At 50.4% G+C, this 18,879-nt stretch carries 18 protein-coding genes; 5 read left to right on the top strand and 13 right to left on the bottom strand.

The annotated features are described in order from the left end of the window. Positions 1 to 119 precede the first annotated feature (119 nt). Positions 120 to 2,027, bottom strand: a complete 1,908-nt coding sequence (locus QUF18_RS11225; protein ID WP_289387156.1) for an ABC-F family ATP-binding cassette domain-containing protein — start codon at positions 2,025 to 2,027, stop codon at positions 120 to 122. Positions 2,028 to 2,104: 77 nt separating this feature from the next. After that, entirely contained in the window at positions 2,105 to 2,617 is a 513-nt protein-coding gene (locus tag QUF18_RS11220) for a DinB family protein (RefSeq protein ID WP_289387203.1), read from the bottom strand. A 355-nt stretch (positions 2,618 to 2,972) separates the two neighbouring features. Between QUF18_RS11220 and ndk the strand changes: the two genes are divergently transcribed. Then, positions 2,973 to 3,395, top strand: coding sequence for a nucleoside-diphosphate kinase (gene ndk / locus QUF18_RS11215; protein WP_289387155.1), 423 nt, complete (start codon positions 2,973 to 2,975; stop codon positions 3,393 to 3,395). A gap of 132 nt (positions 3,396 to 3,527) precedes the next feature. On the opposite strand, the gene QUF18_RS11210 is transcribed toward ndk, so the two are convergent. The 6 genes from QUF18_RS11210 to QUF18_RS11185 form a co-directional block, all read right to left on the bottom strand. Continuing rightward, a complete protein-coding gene (locus tag QUF18_RS11210) occupies positions 3,528 to 4,322 on the bottom strand; it encodes a YbaY family lipoprotein (protein ID WP_289387154.1) in 795 nt (264 codons plus the stop codon). A gap of 417 nt (positions 4,323 to 4,739) precedes the next feature. Then, positions 4,740 to 5,219: a molybdenum cofactor biosynthesis protein MoaE gene (locus QUF18_RS11205; RefSeq protein WP_289387153.1), complete on the bottom strand. Its 480-nt coding sequence runs from the start codon at positions 5,217 to 5,219 to the stop codon at positions 4,740 to 4,742. A gap of 4 nt (positions 5,220 to 5,223) precedes the next feature. Then, positions 5,224 to 5,481 (bottom strand): molybdopterin converting factor subunit 1, encoded by a 258-nt coding sequence (gene moaD, locus QUF18_RS11200; RefSeq protein WP_289387152.1) that lies wholly within the window; start codon positions 5,479 to 5,481, stop codon positions 5,224 to 5,226. 8 nt (positions 5,482 to 5,489) lie between these two features. After that, complete coding sequence (pgsA, locus tag QUF18_RS11195; protein ID WP_289387151.1) at positions 5,490 to 6,068, bottom strand: CDP-diacylglycerol--glycerol-3-phosphate 3-phosphatidyltransferase; 579 nt, start codon at positions 6,066 to 6,068, stop codon at positions 5,490 to 5,492. A gap of 263 nt (positions 6,069 to 6,331) precedes the next feature. Next, positions 6,332 to 8,461: an excinuclease ABC subunit UvrC gene (uvrC, locus tag QUF18_RS11190; protein WP_374806795.1), complete on the bottom strand. Its 2,130-nt coding sequence runs from the start codon at positions 8,459 to 8,461 to the stop codon at positions 6,332 to 6,334. Next, positions 8,425 to 9,207, bottom strand: a complete 783-nt coding sequence (locus QUF18_RS11185) for an SDR family oxidoreductase (RefSeq protein WP_289387150.1) — start codon at positions 9,205 to 9,207, stop codon at positions 8,425 to 8,427. Before QUF18_RS11185 ends, uvrC begins: the two co-directional genes overlap by 37 nt. Positions 9,208 to 9,757: 550 nt before the next feature. On the opposite strand from QUF18_RS11185, the gene QUF18_RS11180 reads away from it, so the two are divergent. Together QUF18_RS11180 and QUF18_RS11175 are read left to right on the top strand one after the other, a co-directional pair. Beyond that, positions 9,758 to 10,408: an outer membrane protein gene (locus QUF18_RS11180; protein WP_289387149.1), complete on the top strand. Its 651-nt coding sequence runs from the start codon at positions 9,758 to 9,760 to the stop codon at positions 10,406 to 10,408. Positions 10,409 to 10,815: 407 nt separating this feature from the next. Then, on the top strand, positions 10,816 to 11,466 hold the full coding sequence (locus QUF18_RS11175) for an outer membrane protein (protein WP_289387148.1): 651 nt from the start codon (positions 10,816 to 10,818) through the stop codon (positions 11,464 to 11,466). A gap of 51 nt (positions 11,467 to 11,517) precedes the next feature. Here the strand turns inward: QUF18_RS11175 and QUF18_RS11170 are convergent, their stop codons facing one another. The 4 genes from QUF18_RS11170 to QUF18_RS11155 all read right to left on the bottom strand — a co-directional run bounded on the left by QUF18_RS11170 (position 11,518) and on the right by QUF18_RS11155 (position 14,428). Then, on the bottom strand, positions 11,518 to 12,120 hold the full coding sequence (locus QUF18_RS11170) for a glutathione S-transferase family protein (protein WP_289387147.1): 603 nt from the start codon (positions 12,118 to 12,120) through the stop codon (positions 11,518 to 11,520). A 22-nt stretch (positions 12,121 to 12,142) separates the two neighbouring features. Next, entirely contained in the window at positions 12,143 to 12,772 is a 630-nt protein-coding gene (locus QUF18_RS11165; RefSeq protein WP_374806909.1) for a ribonuclease T2 family protein, read from the bottom strand. Positions 12,773 to 12,999: 227 nt separating this feature from the next. Further along, positions 13,000 to 13,437 carry a phage portal protein gene (locus QUF18_RS11160; protein ID WP_289387146.1) on the bottom strand — a complete coding sequence of 146 codons (438 nt, stop codon included), beginning with the start codon at positions 13,435 to 13,437 and terminating at the stop codon, positions 13,000 to 13,002. A gap of 106 nt (positions 13,438 to 13,543) precedes the next feature. Next, positions 13,544 to 14,428: a 23S rRNA (adenine(2030)-N(6))-methyltransferase RlmJ gene (locus QUF18_RS11155; protein WP_289387145.1), complete on the bottom strand. Its 885-nt coding sequence runs from the start codon at positions 14,426 to 14,428 to the stop codon at positions 13,544 to 13,546. Positions 14,429 to 14,717: 289 nt separating this feature from the next. Between QUF18_RS11155 and QUF18_RS11150 the strand changes: the two genes are divergently transcribed. After that, a complete protein-coding gene (locus tag QUF18_RS11150; protein WP_289387143.1) occupies positions 14,718 to 15,569 on the top strand; it encodes an EamA family transporter in 852 nt (283 codons plus the stop codon). A 299-nt stretch (positions 15,570 to 15,868) separates the two neighbouring features. Further along, the gene (locus QUF18_RS11145; protein WP_289387142.1) at positions 15,869 to 18,013 is read left to right on the top strand and encodes a molybdopterin-dependent oxidoreductase; all 2,145 of its coding nucleotides are present in this window, start codon (positions 15,869 to 15,871) and stop codon (positions 18,011 to 18,013) included. Between the two features lie 171 nt (positions 18,014 to 18,184). On the opposite strand, the gene QUF18_RS11140 is transcribed toward QUF18_RS11145, so the two are convergent. Next, a complete protein-coding gene (locus tag QUF18_RS11140) occupies positions 18,185 to 18,697 on the bottom strand; it encodes a DUF992 domain-containing protein (RefSeq protein WP_289387141.1) in 513 nt (170 codons plus the stop codon). Between the last annotated feature and the right edge of the window lie 182 nt (positions 18,698 to 18,879).

Here is an 18,879-nt window from a genome sequence, read left to right as displayed (position 1 = left end):
TATATTTACAGCATAATTTCACCTTAAACTGATTCAAGTTTAAGGTGAAATTATGCTGTAAAAAATTAAGCCCGCCGGTTCATTGAAACGGCGGGCTTAATTTTGAACTTTACGGGCTGTTATTCAGCCATAGCTTCTTCATAATCGGCAGTATAAGAGAGCCATTTTTCTTCCGCATCTGCCAGTTTGGTTTCAGCGGCTTTCAGATCAATATTCATCAAAACAGCTTTCTGGGCATCCTTGGTATAAAGTTCAGGATCTTCCAGTTTGCTTTTCAGTCCTTGAATCTCTTTCTGCAGTTTTTGCATTAAAGACTCGGAATCATTAATCTTTTTCTGAAGCGGTTTAAGTTGATCGCGCTTCTGCGCCGCCAGTTTACGCTGGTCTGCTTTGCTGAGCTTCGATCCTTCATCAACAGGCGCACTCTCCTGCACAATCTCAATTGTGCTGTTCGGCGTGCTTTTGTCGCTGAGCACCAATGAGCGGTAATCATCCAGATCGCCGTCATAGGATTTGACCGTACCATTGCGCACCAGCCAGAGGCGATCCATGGTCGCTTCGATCAGATGACGGTCATGGGCGATGAGAATGACAGCGCCTTTAAACTCGTTCAGGGCGTGCATCAGTTCTTCACGGCTATCGATATCCAGATGGTTGGTCGGCTCATCGAGGATCAACAGGTTCGGGCCGTGGAATGTCGCCAATCCCATCAGCAGGCGTGCTTTTTCACCACCGGAAAGCTCTTTGGCTTTGGTAAGCATCTTTTCCGTTGCCAGCCCCATCTGGGCAACGCGGGCGCGAACCTTGGCTTCCGGCGCATCCGGCATCAATTTGCGCACATGCTCAATCGCATTATCTTCCGGTACCAGATCATCAAGCTGATGCTGGGCGAAGAATGCCACTTTCAACGCAGGCGAAAGGGTCAGTGTGCCGCCTTCCGGTTTCAACCGTCCGGATATCAGCTTAGCCAGTGTCGATTTACCGTTACCATTGGAACCGAGCAGGGCAATGCGGTCATCATTATCAATGCGTAGTGAAAGATTACGCAGGATCGGCTTGCCGGTTTCATAGCCAACATCTGCATTTTCCAGCGCGATAATCGGCGATGCTGCTGCTTTTTCCGCCTCAGGGAAGCGGAATGGCTGCACATGTTCATCAATATGCGCGGCAATTGGCTTCAGCTTTTGCAATGCTTTCAGGCGGGACTGAGCCTGACGGGCTTTGGAAGCCTTGGCGCGGAACCGTTCGACAAAGGATTCCATATGCTTGCGATGCGCTTCCTGCTTCACACGCTGCTTCTGCTGCAATTCCAGCATTTCACTGCGCTGGCGTTCGAACTGGTCGTAATTGCCTTTCCAGAAGGTCAGCTTTTTATTTTCCAGATGCAGAATGGAATTGGTAGCCGAGTTCAGCAGATCACGATCATGGCTGATGATGATGACAGTGTAAGGGTAGCGCTTGATATAATCGATCAGCCACAACACACCTTCAAGGTCGAGATAGTTGGTCGGCTCGTCGAGTAGCAGCAGATCAGGCTGTGCGAACAGCACGGCAGCCAAAGCCACGCGCATACGCCACCCGCCAGAGAACGACGAGGCAGGGCGTAATTGCGCTTCCGCATCAAAACCAAGGCCGGAAAGAATTGCACTGGCACGGGATTCCGCTGAATGCGATTCAATATCAGCCAAGCGGATATAAATTTCTGAAATGCGCTCGGGGTCAGTCGCGGTTTCTGCTTCTTCCAGCAGAGCCAGCCGCTCTTTATCCGCTTTCAGTACGATCTCGATCAGAGATTCTGCTGTACTCGGCGCTTCCTGCGCTACCTGACCGATACGGGTGTTCTTCGGGATAGAGATATCGCCGGTATCAGACGCCAATTCACCGGTAATCACTTTGAACAGCGTTGATTTGCCGGTACCATTACGTCCGACAAAACCGGTCTTTGAACCAGATGGCAGCGTTGCACTGCCATGGTCGATGAGGACGCGTCCGACCATGCGGACGGTTATATCATTAAGGATCAACATAGAGCGGTTTTGCACGGGATGATGCAATTGTGCAAGAGGCAAAAATGTCCGGAAGAGGCTCTGGTTGGCTGAGAATATCAGACGAAGCGGCGACCGCTTTCCGATTTCTGGAAAACCATCATATCCAGATCGGGTGCGGTGTGCTTTAGCATGGTCAATGCCGCATGAACCTGTCCGCGATAATGGGTCTGATGATTGAACATATGCGCAAGGGCAGGAGCTAAACGCTGGCTGATGTTGCGCATATCGCTCATATTATGATAGATGAACCGGCCGGTAATGGCTGTAACGGGCAAGCCTTCCAGCCAATCCAGAATACGCGCATCTTCCAGCACACGCGCAGCGCGCAAATCAGACAGAGCCAGATAGAGAATGGCGTTTGGTGTTTTCGGATGGTCGCCTTCGCCGGTAAAGCGCTTCATCCACAACCGGTCATTGCCCAGCAAATGATTGAGCGTGGCATGGATGGATTTATAATACAGTCCGGCATCCTGCCGGTATTCGCTTTCGCTTAAAACTGAAACACCATCAAACAGCTGTTTATTTGCCCAGCCATTATAGGCAGCAAGCATTTGAAAATGTTGCTTCATCATTCAGCTTTCTTCAAAAATTAAAGTAGCTTTACCCCGCTTGTAAAAGCAGAATCGCAGCCATTGCACTGATACCCGTTAACTATAACCCGTCTTTGCCCTTATGGCAGGCTAAATCGCTTTATTATCAGTATCTTGTCATTTCCTTGTATTATGCAAACGCTATGTATGATGCCGCAGACAAAAAGAATGTTCAGAACGATGAGAGCGGACTGGGCAAACAGAAACAGAACGGCGCGCATGTTCGCAACACTTTAAGCAGCATTTTATGGCGGATTTAATGATCTTATTTGACTGTAAAAGGCTGTGAGGGTATAGAACGGCACCTTTCCTCAAAATATATACAGGACCAACAATGGCCATCGAACGTACCTTTTCCATGATCAAGCCAGATGCAACCAAGCGCAACCTGACCGGTGCAGTGACCGCCAAGCTCGAAGAAGCTGGTCTGCGTGTCATTGCTTCCAAGCGCGTATGGATGAGCAAGCGCGAAGCTGAAGGCTTCTACGCAGTGCATGCAGCACGTCCTTTCTTCGGTGAGCTGGTTGAAACCATGACTTCCGGCCCGACAATCGTTCAGGTTCTGGAAGGCGAAAACGCCATCCTGAAAAACCGCGAAGTTATGGGCGCAACCAACCCGGCTGATGCTGCTGAAGGCACAATCCGTAAGGAATTTGCTCTGTCGATCGGCGAAAACTCGGTACACGGTTCAGATGCTCCTGAAACAGCTGCTCAGGAAATCACCTACTGGTTCTCTTCGACAGAAATCGTTGGCTAATCTGATTAGTTTTTGATTTAAAGCATTTGAATAGAGCGCTGCAGTGATGCAGCGCTTTTTTTATATCTCAACGTATAAAAAACGGGCGCTTATTCTGAATAAGCGCCCGTTTTTATAAAACTATAAAATCAATCAGCCGTTGCTGGCAAGTCGTGCGAGTTCCAGCCCGTTATCGCCGAGCAAATAGAGCTTGCCATTATTGATGCTGAACTGGCGGGTTTGTTTCAGCACATCAAGAAATTTGGTTTCCTGATCCATTAGTGCTGGCGGGCACTGCATAAAGGTGGAGCCGATTGTGCCGAAGCTCAATGCTTCACCGGTAATCGTCGCTTTGCCAAAATATCCGTTGCAACCACCGGAGCCGGAAACTTCACCATTTGCCGAAATGGATAATGTGGTCTGTGCGGTGTCAATTACCCCTGCACCACGAATATCCTCTGTCAGCCACTGGTGGTTTTCCAATGTCAGCGGAGTTTGCACGGCTGCGGTCTTGCGGACATTGACGACGCGGATTTCATAAGGATTTTTGAATTGTTCCGGATTGAATTCATGCCGTGTGTCGTTGATAAACCACAGGGTATCACCGGCACTGATCCGCGCTTGCAGCGCATAAGTATGACCAGCCTCCAGCTTGGAGGCGTCGAATTTTAGTTCAAACGGAATAGGGGTGGAAGGAATCGTAGTGAGCTGCTGCTCGGCAACAATCTGCGCAGGCGCATCAGCCAGAGAAACATCCTGTAACTGCACAGTCAGTGTTGCTTCAGGCGGCAGTGCAATACGCTCACGATATGTCACTGTGCCACGAATAGACTTTTCAGATGCGATACTTACCGTTGGCATAGTCGAGGACAAGATCAAAGCGCTGCCACCCAGAACGGCTAGTCCGGCCAGAGATGCTGCAATAATTCGCGCTTTACCAATCAACATTATTCGTCCTGTTTGTTGTTTAGTCTGTCAGAGCATTTCACTTTATAGAAATGATCCGGACAAACATATTAGCCGATCATCTATTAACGGCGAATGATTAAACACAACATTGTGGTTAAGATTTAACCTTAACCGGTTTTAGTCAATATTTTTCTGCGGCATTATGCTTGGAAAAATCTTTAGTGCTGTCTGTAATAACTGAATTTCGGTTGTGGTTCTGATGCTGGTTTTAGCAATCGGATCACAAATCAGAAAGGCAATGATTCATGCTAGCATGATTGTACTGATTTTATGGTTTACTTATGGCAATACAAGGCACTGCAAATAATTTCATATGATTGTTAAAATCATCTAACCGATTGTAAAAGTTTATTCTTTTTTATGGGGAAGATCAGTGAGATCTGGCCAGTGGCATGATTACTTGTCCTGCCAGCGTTTTTTCAGATTTTCGTCGCTGGCTTTGGCTTTGACCCATGCAGACTGCGGATCTGTGTCTGTCGGAGCGGGGGCTGCAAGATGCTCTTTCTTCCAGAAAGGGGCATCGCTTTTCAGGTAGTCCATCAGAAACTCTGCTGCTTCAAACGCAGCCTGACGGTGTTTGCTGGCGGTGGCGACAAAAACAATCTGCTCACCGGCCTTAATCATACCGCTGCGATGCACAATCGTAACGGCCTGTAACGGCCAGCGTTGCAAAGCATCTTCAGCAATGCGTGTGAGCTGCGCTTCTGCCATACCCGGGTAATGTTCGAGCTCCAGTGCCAGCAATGTTTTATTTTCATCACGGCAATAGCCGGTAAAGCTGACAATAGCGCCGATATCTGTTCGGCCATGCGTCATGCGTGAGGTCAGTGCAGCCGCATCAAAATCATCCGTTGAGACGAGGATATACGGCTGCATGTTTTTAGCCTCCGGTCATCGGAGGGAACAGGGCAATCTCATTGGCACCATTAAGCGGCGTATCATGCTCGACATGCTCTTGATTGATCGCCACACGGATGACATCGGCAAAACGCAGGGCTTGCGCATAATTTTCACCGAGGCTGGTCAAATGCTTCAGGAGGTCAGACACAGTTATGACACTGTCCGGCAGGCTAAGCACTTCTTCCGGCTTGCCAATCTGTTCCCGAACCCATGCGAAATAAACCAGTTTGACTGTCATGACGTCGATCAGATCATGTGTTTAATGCCGGCGCGGAAATAATCCCAGCCGGTATAGAGTGTGAGAATGGCCGATATCCACAACAGAACCAGTCCGGTTTCGGTTGTGTAAGGCAGGATTTTATCACCGGCAGGGCCTGCGAGCAAAAAGGCCAGCGCTACCATCTGCACGGTGGTTTTCCATTTGGCGAGCTGTGAAACCGGTACGCTGACTTTGAGATCAGCGAGATATTCACGTAAGCCCGAAACCAGAATTTCGCGGCAGAGAATGATAATCGCAGCCCAAAGCGTCCAACCGGCAATCGTACCATCAGCGGCAAGCAGCAGCAGAATAGCGGAGACCAGCAATTTATCGGCAATCGGATCAAGCATACGACCGATATTGGATGTCTGCTTCCACATGCGTGCGAGATAGCCGTCAAAGAAATCGGTAATGCTGGCTGCCGCAAACAGACCAAGCGCCCACCATCTTGCGGTGTCGCTGCTCTTTAAATGGCCTTCCAGAAAAAAGCACAGAACCACAAGTGGCACAGCAACGATACGTGCATAAGTAAGGATGTTGGGCAGTGATAATGTGTGTTTACTCATAGTCCTCTGAAATCCGCCTGAAATTCGCCTGTAATTTGCTTGAAATCCGTATTTCGGAAAGACACCGGCCAGGGCCATTGTCGGGAGAAAGTGCAATTATTCAGAGACTGCCTTCGCTTAGAAAACCAAGGCCGTGCTCTCAGATTTATGCTATACGACAAATCATTGTCAGCTGGTTACCATCAATCCCGCTATAGGCTAAAAAGCAACCGCCTGACTGTATTTAAAAGCCTTATTATGTGTATATTGCGTCAGATAAACCATTATTGATCACGGAAGTGGTCATATATGGTTTGTGCCAGCGCCTCTGAGATGCCTTCCACTTTACGCAAGTCTGCTAATGCAGCGCCACCAACAGCTTTTGCTGTACCGAACTCATGCAGCAAAGCCCGCTTGCGTGAAGGACCGATGCCACCGATCTCATCTAATGGACTTTTGATCATTTCTTTCTTGCGTTTTGCCCGATGGGTGCCAATGGCAAAACGGTGTGCTTCATCGCGCATTCGCTGAATGAAATACAGAACCGGATCGCGCGGCGGCAATGTAAAGGACGGCTTGCCGCTGACAAAGAACCGTTCACGTCCCGCATCACGATCAACGCCCTTGGCGATGCCGATGGATATAACCTTATCATTGATACCAAGCTGGGTGAGGATATCGCGCACTGCACCAACCTGTCCCTGACCACCATCAATCAGAATAACATCCGGCCATGCAGGGAAGCTGTCATCCACAATCTCCTCAGCATCTGTTTCGCCATCTGCAGGCACTTTTGGTGCCTGTGTTTCCAGTTCGGTCATGTGATCTTTGATGAGACGACCAAAACGGCGCTCAATCACTTCACGCATCATGCCAAAGTCATCGCCCGGTGTAATGTCGGTCGAGCGGATATTGAATTTGCGATACTGGTTTTTGACGAAGCCTTCCTGACCGGCAACAATCATGCCGCCGACCGCATTGGTGCCCATGATGTGCGAGTTGTCGTAGACCTCAATACGACGCGGAACAAACGGCAGTTCAAAAGTTTCTGCCATCGCTTTGAGCAATCGTGCCTGTGAAGAGGTTTCGGCCAGTCGCCGCCCCAGCGTTTCACGGGCATTGGTCATGGCGTGATCGACGAGATCTTTCTTTTCACCGCGTTGCGGAACATTGATGTTCACGCGACGTCCGGTAGCGGCAGACAGCGCTTCACCGAGCAGCTCCTGTTCTTCTACCGTTTCAGATAGCAGGATCATCTGCGGGCAGGGCTTATTATCGTAAAACTGTGTAATGAAAGCGCCAAGCACTTCCACAGCCGAAAGAGAAGGATCGGCTTTCGGGAAATAAGCGCGGTTACCCCAGTTCTGCCCGGTGCGGAAGAAGAACACCTGAATGCAGGCCAGTCCGCCTTCCTGATGAATGGCAAAGACGTCTGCCTCATCAACGGTCTGCGGATTAATGCCCTGATGCGATTGAATATGCGATAGTGCTGAAAGGCGGTCACGGAAAATGGCAGCGCGCTCAAAGTCTAGCTCTTCAGAAGCCGCTGTCATGGAGTCGCGCATTTGTTGCTGCACAGCCTTACTGCGGCCGGAGAGAAAGGCTGTGGCCTCACGCACCAGTCCTGCGTAATCCTCATCACTAATTTCCTGCGTGCAGGGGCCTGAGCAGCGTTTGATCTGATGCAGCAGGCATGGGCGCGAGCGGCTTTCAAACATGGAATCGGCACAACTACGCAGCAGAAAGGCACGCTCCAGCACGCTAATGGTGCGTGTTACCGCACCGGCGGAAGCAAAAGGGCCGTAATATTCGCCTTTACGCGACCGCGCACCGCGATGCTTGAAAATGCCGGGTGCGCGGGTGTCGCCGGAAATCAGAATATAGGGAAAAGATTTATCATCCCGAAGCAGAACGTTAAAACGCGGGCGTAAGCGCTTGATCAGATTCGCTTCCAGCAGCAGCGCTTCGGTTTCTGTACGGGTGACAACAAATTCCATTGTTGTCGTTTCGCGGATCATGCGGGCAATGCGATTACTGTGGCCCTGTCCACGCGCATAATTGCTGACGCGTTTTTTCAGACTCTTGGCTTTACCAACATACAACACATCGCCTTCGCCGTTAAACATGCGATAGACGCCGGGTCTGTTTGGTAGTTTTTTCACAAAAGCATTGATGACATCAGGGCCGCTCAGGTTCTGTGTGGACGCGTCAAATTCGTCCAGCGCAGAATCCCAGCGAATATTGCTGGCAAGCTCGGCCGCCGAACTTGCTTCTTCGGTAAAGCTTTCCGCATCGTCCTCAGTGTCATCAGTCAGCAGAACGCTGTCTTCCAGATCACTTTCAGGAAGCATGGTGTCCGTGCTGTTTATGCTTTGTGTCATTCCGAAATACCTGCGATATCCGGCGTTTCCCATGCCAGATGCTGTCCGCCGTCCAGTGCAATCATTTGTCCTGTGATGGAGCGTGTTCTCCACAGATAGTCAATCGTCGCGGCAAATTCATCCAGCAACGGTGCTTTTTTTAAAAGCACAGCATCAACTTGTTTTTCAAAATCACCGGGCTGTTGTCTTTCGCTTGGCAATGTTGGGCCCGGCGCAATGGCATTCACGCGGATAGTCGGTGCAAGCGCCTGTGCCAGCGTGCGTGTTGCTGTCCACAGTGCGGTTTTGGACAGGGTATAAGAGATGAATTGCGGGTTGAGCTTTTGAACGCGCTGGTCGGTAATATTGACGATCAGCCCCTGTTTACCTTCGGGCAATGCTTCTGCCATGGCCTGCGCCAGAAATACCGGTGCTTTAACATGCACAGCAAAATGGCGATCCCAGAGATCATGGGTGAGGGTGCCGATGCGGTCATCCTCAAAAACAGACGCATTATTGACTAGCAGTTCCACGGGGCCAAAATGCTGCGCAGCTTGCTCCATCAGCCCTGCGACCTGTTTGTCGTCTGACAGGTCTGCGGATACAACAGCGGCTTTGCCACCATTGTCGCGGATACGCTGTGCCAGCGCTTCTGCCTGTGTTGTTGAGCGGTTGCAATGAATAATAACCGGATAGCCGCGCACGGCCAGATCCTGCGCAATATGGCTGCCAATACGCTTTGCACCACCAGTAATCAGGGTGACAGGTAAGACCTCAGACACAGTCCGCATGGCAGTCATTGGATGCAGGCTCCTTAAGCGTTGTACGATAGACTGTTATGTATCCGTCCTTGTAGCGAATGCAAATCAGCGGTTATGAATAATTCTATCACGGATCAGATTATTTTGCCGCACTGACGTAAAAAAGCGCACAGCCTGACACAGTTTTCAGTTGAGAATCGCATTGCGGATTATGAGCGCTGAAACGCTCAGAAACAGCATCTGCTTGCGACGAGAGATGCGATCCTGCGCTGCCGGATTGTTTATGAGCGACATGCAGTAATTTCTTACGATAGAATAGGAAAAAATAAAGAAATAATGTTAGGCATAAATTATTTTATTTTTTGATTTAAGTAATTGATTTTAAATAGAATGTTGTAAATTTACACCATCGTATTTCCTTCGTTTTCTTGTCGCATTTTGATCTTGTTTTTTCATATTAGACAGTGTTGATCCGCACTGTCCGTCCTTAAAAACATAGCACGCTGCGGGAAGACTACACGGGAAATATCAGGGTGTTTTTAACGTTTCGCGCGCTGATTTTATAAATAAAATATTGTTAGGAAATTTTATGAAGAATTTTAAATCTCTGGCTTTGGTCTCTGTGGTTTTGTTGCCTGTTGCTGTTCCGGCTTTTGCTGCTGATGCTATCCGTGCGCAACCAATGGAGCCGGTACCGGTGTTAGCGACTGCGCCACTAAATACTTGGGAAGGCGGCTATGCCGGTATCTATCTCGGTGGCGGTCTCAATGTTTTTAAAAACGACCTTGGTGAAGGTTCGCTGAAAAACAATAGCGTGAAACTGGGCGGCTATGCTGGCTGGAACTTCCAGAACGACAATCTTGTCTACGGTGTTGAAGGTGATGCCGGTTACAATATCGTTAATAAGAAGTCAGATCAGTTCAACGCTCAAAGCGGTTTTGACGGTTCGCTCCGTGCCCGCCTTGGTTATGATATGGGCGTGGTCATGCCTTACGTAACCGCTGGTGTCGCCGGACGTCAGGTGAGCTTCAGCGATGGTGAGGATTCCAATAAAAAATTCCGTATCGGCTGGACTGCCGGTGTCGGTGCGGAAACCATGCTGACCCAGAACATCAGTGCCCGCCTTGAATATCGTTTCTCAGACTTCGGCAAAAAAGACGTGACTTTCGATAATTTCGTTGCACCGGCTGTAAAACTGCAGAGCCATGATATCCGCATTGGTGTTGGCTACAAGTTCTGAAGGAAGCTTCTCTCTGGAAGATTCGTCCGCGCTTTCTCTCAGCAGCATCCGTCGGAAAATGCTGATAGTGCGGCTTGTTAAGACATGATGAAGAAGGCCGGAATTTTCCGGCCTTCTTTTTTGTTTTAAAATTAAAAATTATCTTTATTTACAATGATTTATTTGAAGCGATCTGCGTATTTGTCCAGAATTTGATGACACTTTTCAGACATAATAAGGTCGGTATTTTTCCACTGTGCTGCATTTCTGCTGCCGCAATCGGGATGCATCTTTTGTCCTGTTAAACAATCTTCTTACCTTGATGCAGAAAGTGCAGGGAGAGAGATTGCAACACTCAGTCTTGTCTGACCGGCATGAACCGGAAGCCAGCTGATAAACAGTTTTATAAATTTATAAGGACAATTTGTATGCGTATTATCAAATCTTTGGCACTTGCATCTGTTGCGCTGTTGCCGCTCTCTGCGACAGCTTTTGCCGCGGATGCGATTCAACCGCAGACATATGAGCCTGCACCGGTTGTTGATGTTGCCCCTCAGAGTAGTTGGGCGGGTGGTTATACCGGTCTTTATCTGGGCTATGGTCTCAATAAATACAAAACCGATACCGGTCTTGGCGATCTGAAAAACAATAATGCCAAATTCGGCGGTTATGCCGGTTGGAACTTCCAGAACGACAATATCGTCTACGGTCTTGAAGGTGATGCCGGTTACAACTGGGCGAAAAAAGAAAAGCTCGGCGTAACAGCGAAAAGCGGCTTTGACGGCTCGCTGCGTGCCCGTCTCGGTGTCGATATGGGACCGGTTATGCCATATGTAACCGCCGGTGTGGCCGGTACACAGGTTAAGTTCTCGGATGCAACCTCATCGGAAGATAAGTTCCGCGTAGGCTGGACAGCCGGTGCCGGTGCTGAAACCTTCCTGACCCAGAATGTGACTGCGCGTCTGGAATATCGTTACACCGATTTCGGTAAGAAAGACTTCCAGCTGAACAGCGGTACTGTCAGCGATGGCGGTCTCCAGAGCCACGATATCCGTCTGGGTGTTGGCTACAAGTTCTGATGAAGAAAAAGCCGGGAAGCAATTCCCGGCTTTTTTATTTGTACAGTGTAATCAGGCTGCTTTCGGCAATTGTGCAGCCAGTTCCGGATGCACTTCAGCAAAGCGCTTGAGCCAGCGTTTCAGCTTAGGACGACCGCGTTCCCAGCCATTGCCAAAGCGCAGATTGAGATAGCCGAGTGTAGCAGCAATCGCGATATGGCCGGTATGAATTTTTGCACCAATACGCGGTGCTGTTTCATTGAGCAGATCCAGTGTGCGCTCTGCTTTTTTCCAATACCAGTCGAGGATCGGCTGATGCACGATTTCTTCCGGACGTTTGATGCGCTCATAAACATGGGCGACCAGAACATCGGCAAGGCCGTCTGCAATGGCTTCAAACTTCTCGGCATCTAGACGTTTCTCAGCATTGCGCGGGAACAGTTTGTTGCCGGAAAGACGGTTGAGATATTGTGTAATAACGCGGCTGTCGAAAACCGCTTTGCCTTGCGGTGTGAGCAATACCGGAATTTTGCCCAGCGGATTGGCAGCAATCAGTTCTGCCGGTTCTTCAGTGGTGACCACAATATGTTTATCCAGTTCAATACCGGCATAATGTGCTGCAAGGCGCACTTTGGCGCTGAAGGGCGAGCTGGGTGATGTGTAAAGCTTGTGCATGAGTTGAGCCTGGTTTGATTGATCAGCGATTTGGAAGCAGGTTAACAGAACGACTGCGGCAGGAGTTGCGGTCAACTTCTCCGCAGGAGCGGAATTTCAGATTTTTATCCATACAAATACGTACTTCCTGAAGACGTCTGCGATTGCAGGTGACGGCAATTGCATCGGCCGGTAGTCCCGGATTGGCGGCGATAAATGCCTTTTCAACAAGCTGCGGATCAACACTACGCGGCGTGCTGACAGCGCGCAGAGCAGGCGGGATGGTCACAGCCTGATAGGCATTACGCATTGTTGTGAAGTAATCGCGCTGACTGATCCCTGCACAGGTGCCGTGTTTGCGCCATTGATAGCGCATCAGGCCAGCGGCAGGCATAATATCCGATAAAGATGAAACCAGATCGCGCGGCACCTGATCATTGGCTTGGTCATGCCTGCAACTCTCAGGGAAACCGCGATCATATTGCGGCCATAGGCCGTGGACGACGAAACCGTAATTACGACCAACACCGCATTGCTGGCGGGCATCGGAGCGGTTGCCGTTATCGGCGCAATAGCTTGGCGACCAGCTGAGCGCCAGCACATAAAAGTCAAAATTTGCCGTCGATGGTGCAACCGGCACATTTTGCGGATTAACCGGCGGGCGTTGCGGAATTTTGTTTTCAGGCCTGAGAGAGGGGTGTTCGGGACTATTCTGCGGTGTGAGTTTGCGCAGATCATTGCCCATGCTCTGCATCAGCTTGTCGGACAGCGATTGGGCAGATACCGGTGCAGCAAAGAGCAAAGCACTGATAAGCGCAAGACTCAATACAGAAAAACAGCCCGTTTTGCTGCGTGCAAACGGGCTGCGTGATTTCAATCCTTGAACGGACATGGTGCTAATCAGCGAAGCACACGGCAGCGGCCGTCATAGACGAACCACTTGTCAAAACCGTCTACGCAGGATTCCACATTGCTGCCCATGGAGGCGAAGCCCTGCGTTTTCTCAACCATGTACCACATATTGCGGTTTTCACCGTTGGAGAGCACGGCCGTTGCACGGCAATAATGACGTTCAATACCTGACGGATAGGTTTTCGGGTCAAAGCGGGTTGCGCTGACATTGCTGACGGCATTGATGCTGACGGCAGGCATTTCCGGAACGCCGCGAACAAGACGGTCAAACTGGGCGACAGCGCGGTTGATGACGCCCTGTTCCTGACAAACAGGGGAAATCGCGGCAGGAGAGGTTGCAATATAATCAGCAGCCTGTGCCTGAGAAAAAGATCCTGCTGACAGACCTGCAAACAGTGCGAAAGCAAAAGCGGTGCGTAATGACATGAATCTGTTCCTGTGTGTAAAACTATTTAGCAGAGTTTTTGCCATATTCCTGTGTCGGGTCAAGTCTCAACCGTGCACAAGACAGTGATAACGAAGAAATGAGCCGTTATTTTTCTGCCCGCTCTTCACCTGTGATCCAGTCAATCCGGTAACTACCCTGATTATTCTCGCCAAAGAGCGAAGCCAGCCATGGCGAAATTTTTGCCATTTCTTCCTGCAGCAGATAAGGCGGATTGACGACAATCATACCGGTGCCGTCAAAACGTGGCTCTGCGGAAGGCGCACGCACCGAGAGTTCCAGACGCATAATTTTCGGCAGGCCGCTTTCTTTCAAATTCGCAATGAAACGGTTGACCTCGCGGCGGTCTTTGACCGGATACCACAAAGCATAGGTGCCGGTGGAAAAGCGCCGGTGGGCTTTGACTAAACCTTCAATAAGACGGTCAAATTCTCCGGCAATTTCAAATGGCGGGTCAACCAGTACTAGCCCGCGCTTTTCTTTTGGCGGCAGATGGGCGCCCAGCGCCAGCCAGCCATTAAGCTCTGTCACGCGCGTCTGATAATCGCCTTCAAACAAAGCAGCCAGTGTTTTGGCATCTTGCGGATGCAGTTCAAGTGCCGAAAGACGATCTTGCGGACGCATCAGTTTTCGTGCCAGCAAAGGGGAGCCCGGATAATAGCGCAGGTTGTTGCCTTTCACTGCGCTGTTTTCCTGCTCAATAACATCGAGATAAGGCGCAATCAGTTCCAGCACGGCTGCGGGAATGCTGTCTGCAGCTTTAGCATCAAGAACCTGCTCAACACCGCCGCGCCATTCCAGAGTTTTACCGGCTTCCACACCACTTAAGTCATAGCGGCCGATACCGGCATGGGTATCAATCACACGCAATGCGGCTTCCTTGCGCTGCATATAGAGCAGCACGCGGGTCAGCACGATATGTTTGAACACATCGGCGAAGTTTCCGGCGTGATAGGCGTGACGATAATTCATATTCAGTTCAATCCGGTTGTAGAGCGCCGTGTGCCATACTTGGCACACAAAGGTCGCTCTAACACTTTAAAATTAGAGCATAATTTCACCTTAAACTGATCCAAGTTTAAGGAATTATGCTCTAGTCGCTGCACGCATGATCCTGAAAATGAAAATTTCAAAGCAACATGTGTTGTAATATCTCATGGCATATATCTGTTCAGGCATGATTATGCCATAACCAGCATACCGGATATGTAGTGAATAGATTCTGCCTTTTAGTCCGGTTTTGTAATAATCCGGTGATGTCATGTCTGGTTTTGTTGTTTTGATCGTTCTTTTCGGCGCTTTGCTGCATGCAAGCTGGAACGTGATTGTCAAATCCGGCACGGATAAATATCTCAGCGCAGTTATGGTGAGTGGTGCCGCAGGGCTGATCGCTGTGGTTTTTCTGCCCTTTGTGCCATTACCTGCCTCTGCCAGCTGGCCATATATGTTCACCTCTACGGTGTTTCAGGTCATCTATATGTTTCTCGTCGCTGCGGCCTATAGTAACGGCGATATGAGCCTTGCCTATCCGCTGATGCGCGGCACGCCGCCTTTGTTGGTGGCGCTGGTGTCAGGTCCGCTGATAGGTGAAGTGCTGGGCGCAGAACAATGGCTGGCTGTCGGGCTTATTTCCGCCGGGGTTCTGGTGATGGCTCTTGGCCGTTCTCAGGCCATTATTGCAGGCCGAAATACCACCCGCACGATAATCATTGCGCTGGTCAATGCATTGTTTATTGCCGGATATACGCTGGTGGATGGTGTTGGCGTTCGCGTGTCTGGCAATGCGGTTTCTTATGTGCTGTGGGCGTTTTTGTTTAACGCTATACCGGTGGTGAGTTGGGGCATCTGGACATATCGCGGGCAATTGCTCACCCATATCAAGCAGCGCGGACATCTGACAATCATTGGTGGTGCTGGCACACTTGGCTCCTATGGGCTGGCGCTGTGGGCGATGACAATGGCGCCGGTGGCGATGGTTGCTGCCTTGCGGGAAACCTCCATTCTGTTCGGCGTGATGCTGTCCCTGATCCTGCTGCGTGAGCAGATCAGTGCAAAACGCTTGCTCGGTGCGGTGCTGATAGTTGGCGGCACAATGATGATGCGGCTAAGCTAGAGCATTTCACAGTCAAGTTGGATCAACTTGGACAGTCCGTGATAATGCGACAAACTAAAGAAACTAGAGCGAGCACTGCGATCCAACATGAACGTAAACCGCGCTAGAGCATTTCCAGCCAAAGCGCGAAGCGGTTTGGCGTTGGATAATGCGTAAAACAAATAGTTACAGCGGTTCCAACGATTCAGCCTTAACTGGAACCGCTGTAAAACCGGATTGTAACTGTGCGGAATTGGCTTATATGCTCACACACCATTTTTGATATTCTGTCGTAATATGACTTTTCAGGAATACGTCCCATGACGCTGCGCGCAACGCCCCAAATCGGCCATTCGGCCTGTCCTCATGACTGCCCGTCCACCTGCGCGCTTGATGTGGAAATTCTCGACAGCCACACAATCGGTCGTATTCGTGGTGCCAAGGACAACAGCTATACCGCAGGGGTCATCTGCGCCAAGGTCGCCCGCTATGCCGAGCGTGTGCATCATCCCGATCGTCTGCTGAAACCGCTGATCCGTAAAGGCGCTAAAGGCGGCGGCGAATGGCAGGAGATTTCCTGGGCGGATGCGCTGGATCTGACCGCAGAGAAGTTTCTGAAAGCTGAAGAAAAATACGGTTCCGAGACCGTCTGGCCTTATTATTACGCAGGAACAATGGGGCTGGCACAGCGCGATTCCATCAACCGCCTGCGTCATGCCAAAAAATATTCGAATATGTTTTCCAGCTTCTGCACCAATCTGGCATGGACCGGCTATATGGCCGGTACCGGTGCTTTGCGCGGGCCTGATCCACGCGAGATTGCTAAATCGGATTGCGTGGTGATCTGGGGCACCAATGCTGCTGCTACGCAGGTCAATGTAATGACCCATGCGGCACGCGCACGTAAAGATCGCGGTGCAAAGATTGTTGCAATTGATGTTTATGAAACGGCAACTGTGCGGCAGGCAGATATCGGCATTGTGTTAAAACCCGGCACAGACGGTGCTTTCGCCTGTGCGGTAATGCATGTGTTGTTTCGTGATGGTCTGGCCGACTGGGATTATCTCAACCGCTATACGGATGCACCACAAGAGCTTGAACAGCATCTGCAAAGCCGCACACCGCAATGGGCGGAAGCGATTACCGGTGTCTCTGTTGAGGATATTGAAGCTTTTGCCCGATTGGTTGGAACGACAAAGCGCACTTATTTCCGTTTAGGCTATGGTTTCTCGCGCCAGCGCAATGGCGCGGTGAATATGCATGCGGCCTCCTGCATTGCGGCGGTCACGGGGGCATGGACGCTTGAGGGCGGTGGCGCTTTCCATTCCAATTCCGGCATTTTCGGTATGGATAAATCCGAAATTGATGGTTCCGCTTTTGCTGATCCGTCGATCCGTGCGTTGGATCAATCAAAGATTGGTCGCGTACTGACCGGTGACAGTGAAGCACTCTATGGCGGCGTACCGGTCACTGCGATGCTGATCCAGAACACCAATCCGGCCAATGTGGCACCGGAACAGCGTCTGGTGCATCAGGGATTTATGCGTGATGATCTGTTTACAGTCGTGCATGAGCAATTCATGACCGATACGGCGAAAATGGCCGATCTGGTTTTGCCTGCCACGATGTTTCTGGAGCATGATGATATTTATCGCGGCGGTGGCCAGCAGCATGTATTGCTGGGGGCCAAGCTGATTGAGGCAGCAGGCGAGGCGCGGGAGAACCTCTACGTCCTCAATGAACTGGCCAATCGTCTGGGCGTTGGTCATATGGCCGGTTTCAATCTGTCGGCACGCCAGCTCGTGGATAATCTGCTGACCAAAAGCAATATGCCGGATTTTGAAGCTATGCGTCGGCAGCGCTGGCTGGATAAACAACCGGATTTTGAAACATCGCATTATCTCAATGGTTTTGCGTGGCCGGATGGCAAGTTCCGTTTCCGCGTTGATTGGCAGAAACAGACTTCGCCGGATCGTCCGCCGCAAGGCATGGGACTACAGGGGCCGTTTGCCGACATGCCGGAATTTCCGGATTATTGGGAGGTCAATGAACTGGCTGATCCGCAGCATCCGTTCAAACTCACCACATCACCGGCACATAATTTCCTGAATTCCAGCTTTAGCGAAACACCAACCTCACTCGCTAAAGAAGTGCGACCGCAATTGCTGATCCGCGATGATGATGCGGCAGACCTGGGACTTGATGATGGAATGCTCGTGCAAATCGGCAATGAACGCGGTGCGCTGGCCTTGCATGTGAAAATTCAGCAAGCCGGTGGCAGTAAAAAGCTGCGTCGCGGTGTTGTGGTTTCGGAGGGCTTGTTCCCGAATTCTTCGTTTGCGGGCGGTGAGGGGATCAATATTCTCACGGGTGCAGATGCAGCAGCACCGCATGGCGGCACGGCTTTCCATGACATTAAAGTCTGGATCCGGCCTTATGAGGAACCGGCAGTAAAAGCCGCCTGAGATTTCTCTAAACAAAAAAAGCCCGCGCTGGCGACAGCGCGGGCTTTTTAAATTCGAGAGCTAAAACTTAGAGCGTGTTGCGTTTAATCGTATCCACAGCGCTCGCTCTATATTCTTTTAATTGTCGCATGTTCGCGAACGCTAAATGAATACATTTAGCTGCGACATGCTTTAGCCTTCGTATTTCAGGCGGAAGTTGGACAGGCCAACAGCAGCATTCAGACCCTTCTGGCCCTGAATGGAAACAGGCTGCAAGGAAATGTTTTTCCATGTACCGCCGGTCAGGATGTTGGTGCCTGCACCGATGCCGATTGTGGCATTGGCAGATGCGCCGACATAGCTGCCGCGCAGAGCGCCTTCAGGGCGAACCGTTGGAGCCCATACAGCCCATGCGAGCTGGCCGCCATTGTAGAAGCCAATATCAACACCGATTTTGGTGATCTGGCCGGAATAACGCTCAGCAGGCGCACCGCGCTTTGAAGGCTGGAACACGCAATCCATTTCCTGACGGCTGCCGATGATGACGCCGATCGAAGGCTGGAAATCACAGGTCAGAACGCCGACTTCCGAGCGAGGCTGGGTAACGGCGCTGCGGGAGGAGACCATGTCGGCAGCTGATGCGGAAACAGCAAAAGTACCGGCGGCAAAAGCAGCCATAAGAGCAACTGAGTTACGGAGAGACATGATATCTTCCTCTTCTTATTCTTTAAGTGCAAATCCGGTGATAACGACAACCGTTTTCAAAAATCTGCACGTTGTTTCAATCGTTAAAGCGTTCGATCGCTTGAAAATATACTGCCTGAGACCATCGCTGACGGGAATCATATGACCATCGCCAGACAGCAAATAAGTGATATTCGTTCATT

Source organism: Pseudochrobactrum kiredjianiae, from assembly GCF_030362795.1.
Lineage (GTDB): Bacteria > Pseudomonadota > Alphaproteobacteria > Rhizobiales > Rhizobiaceae > Pseudochrobactrum > Pseudochrobactrum kiredjianiae.
This window is presented reverse-complemented; position numbering and strand designations above follow the sequence as displayed.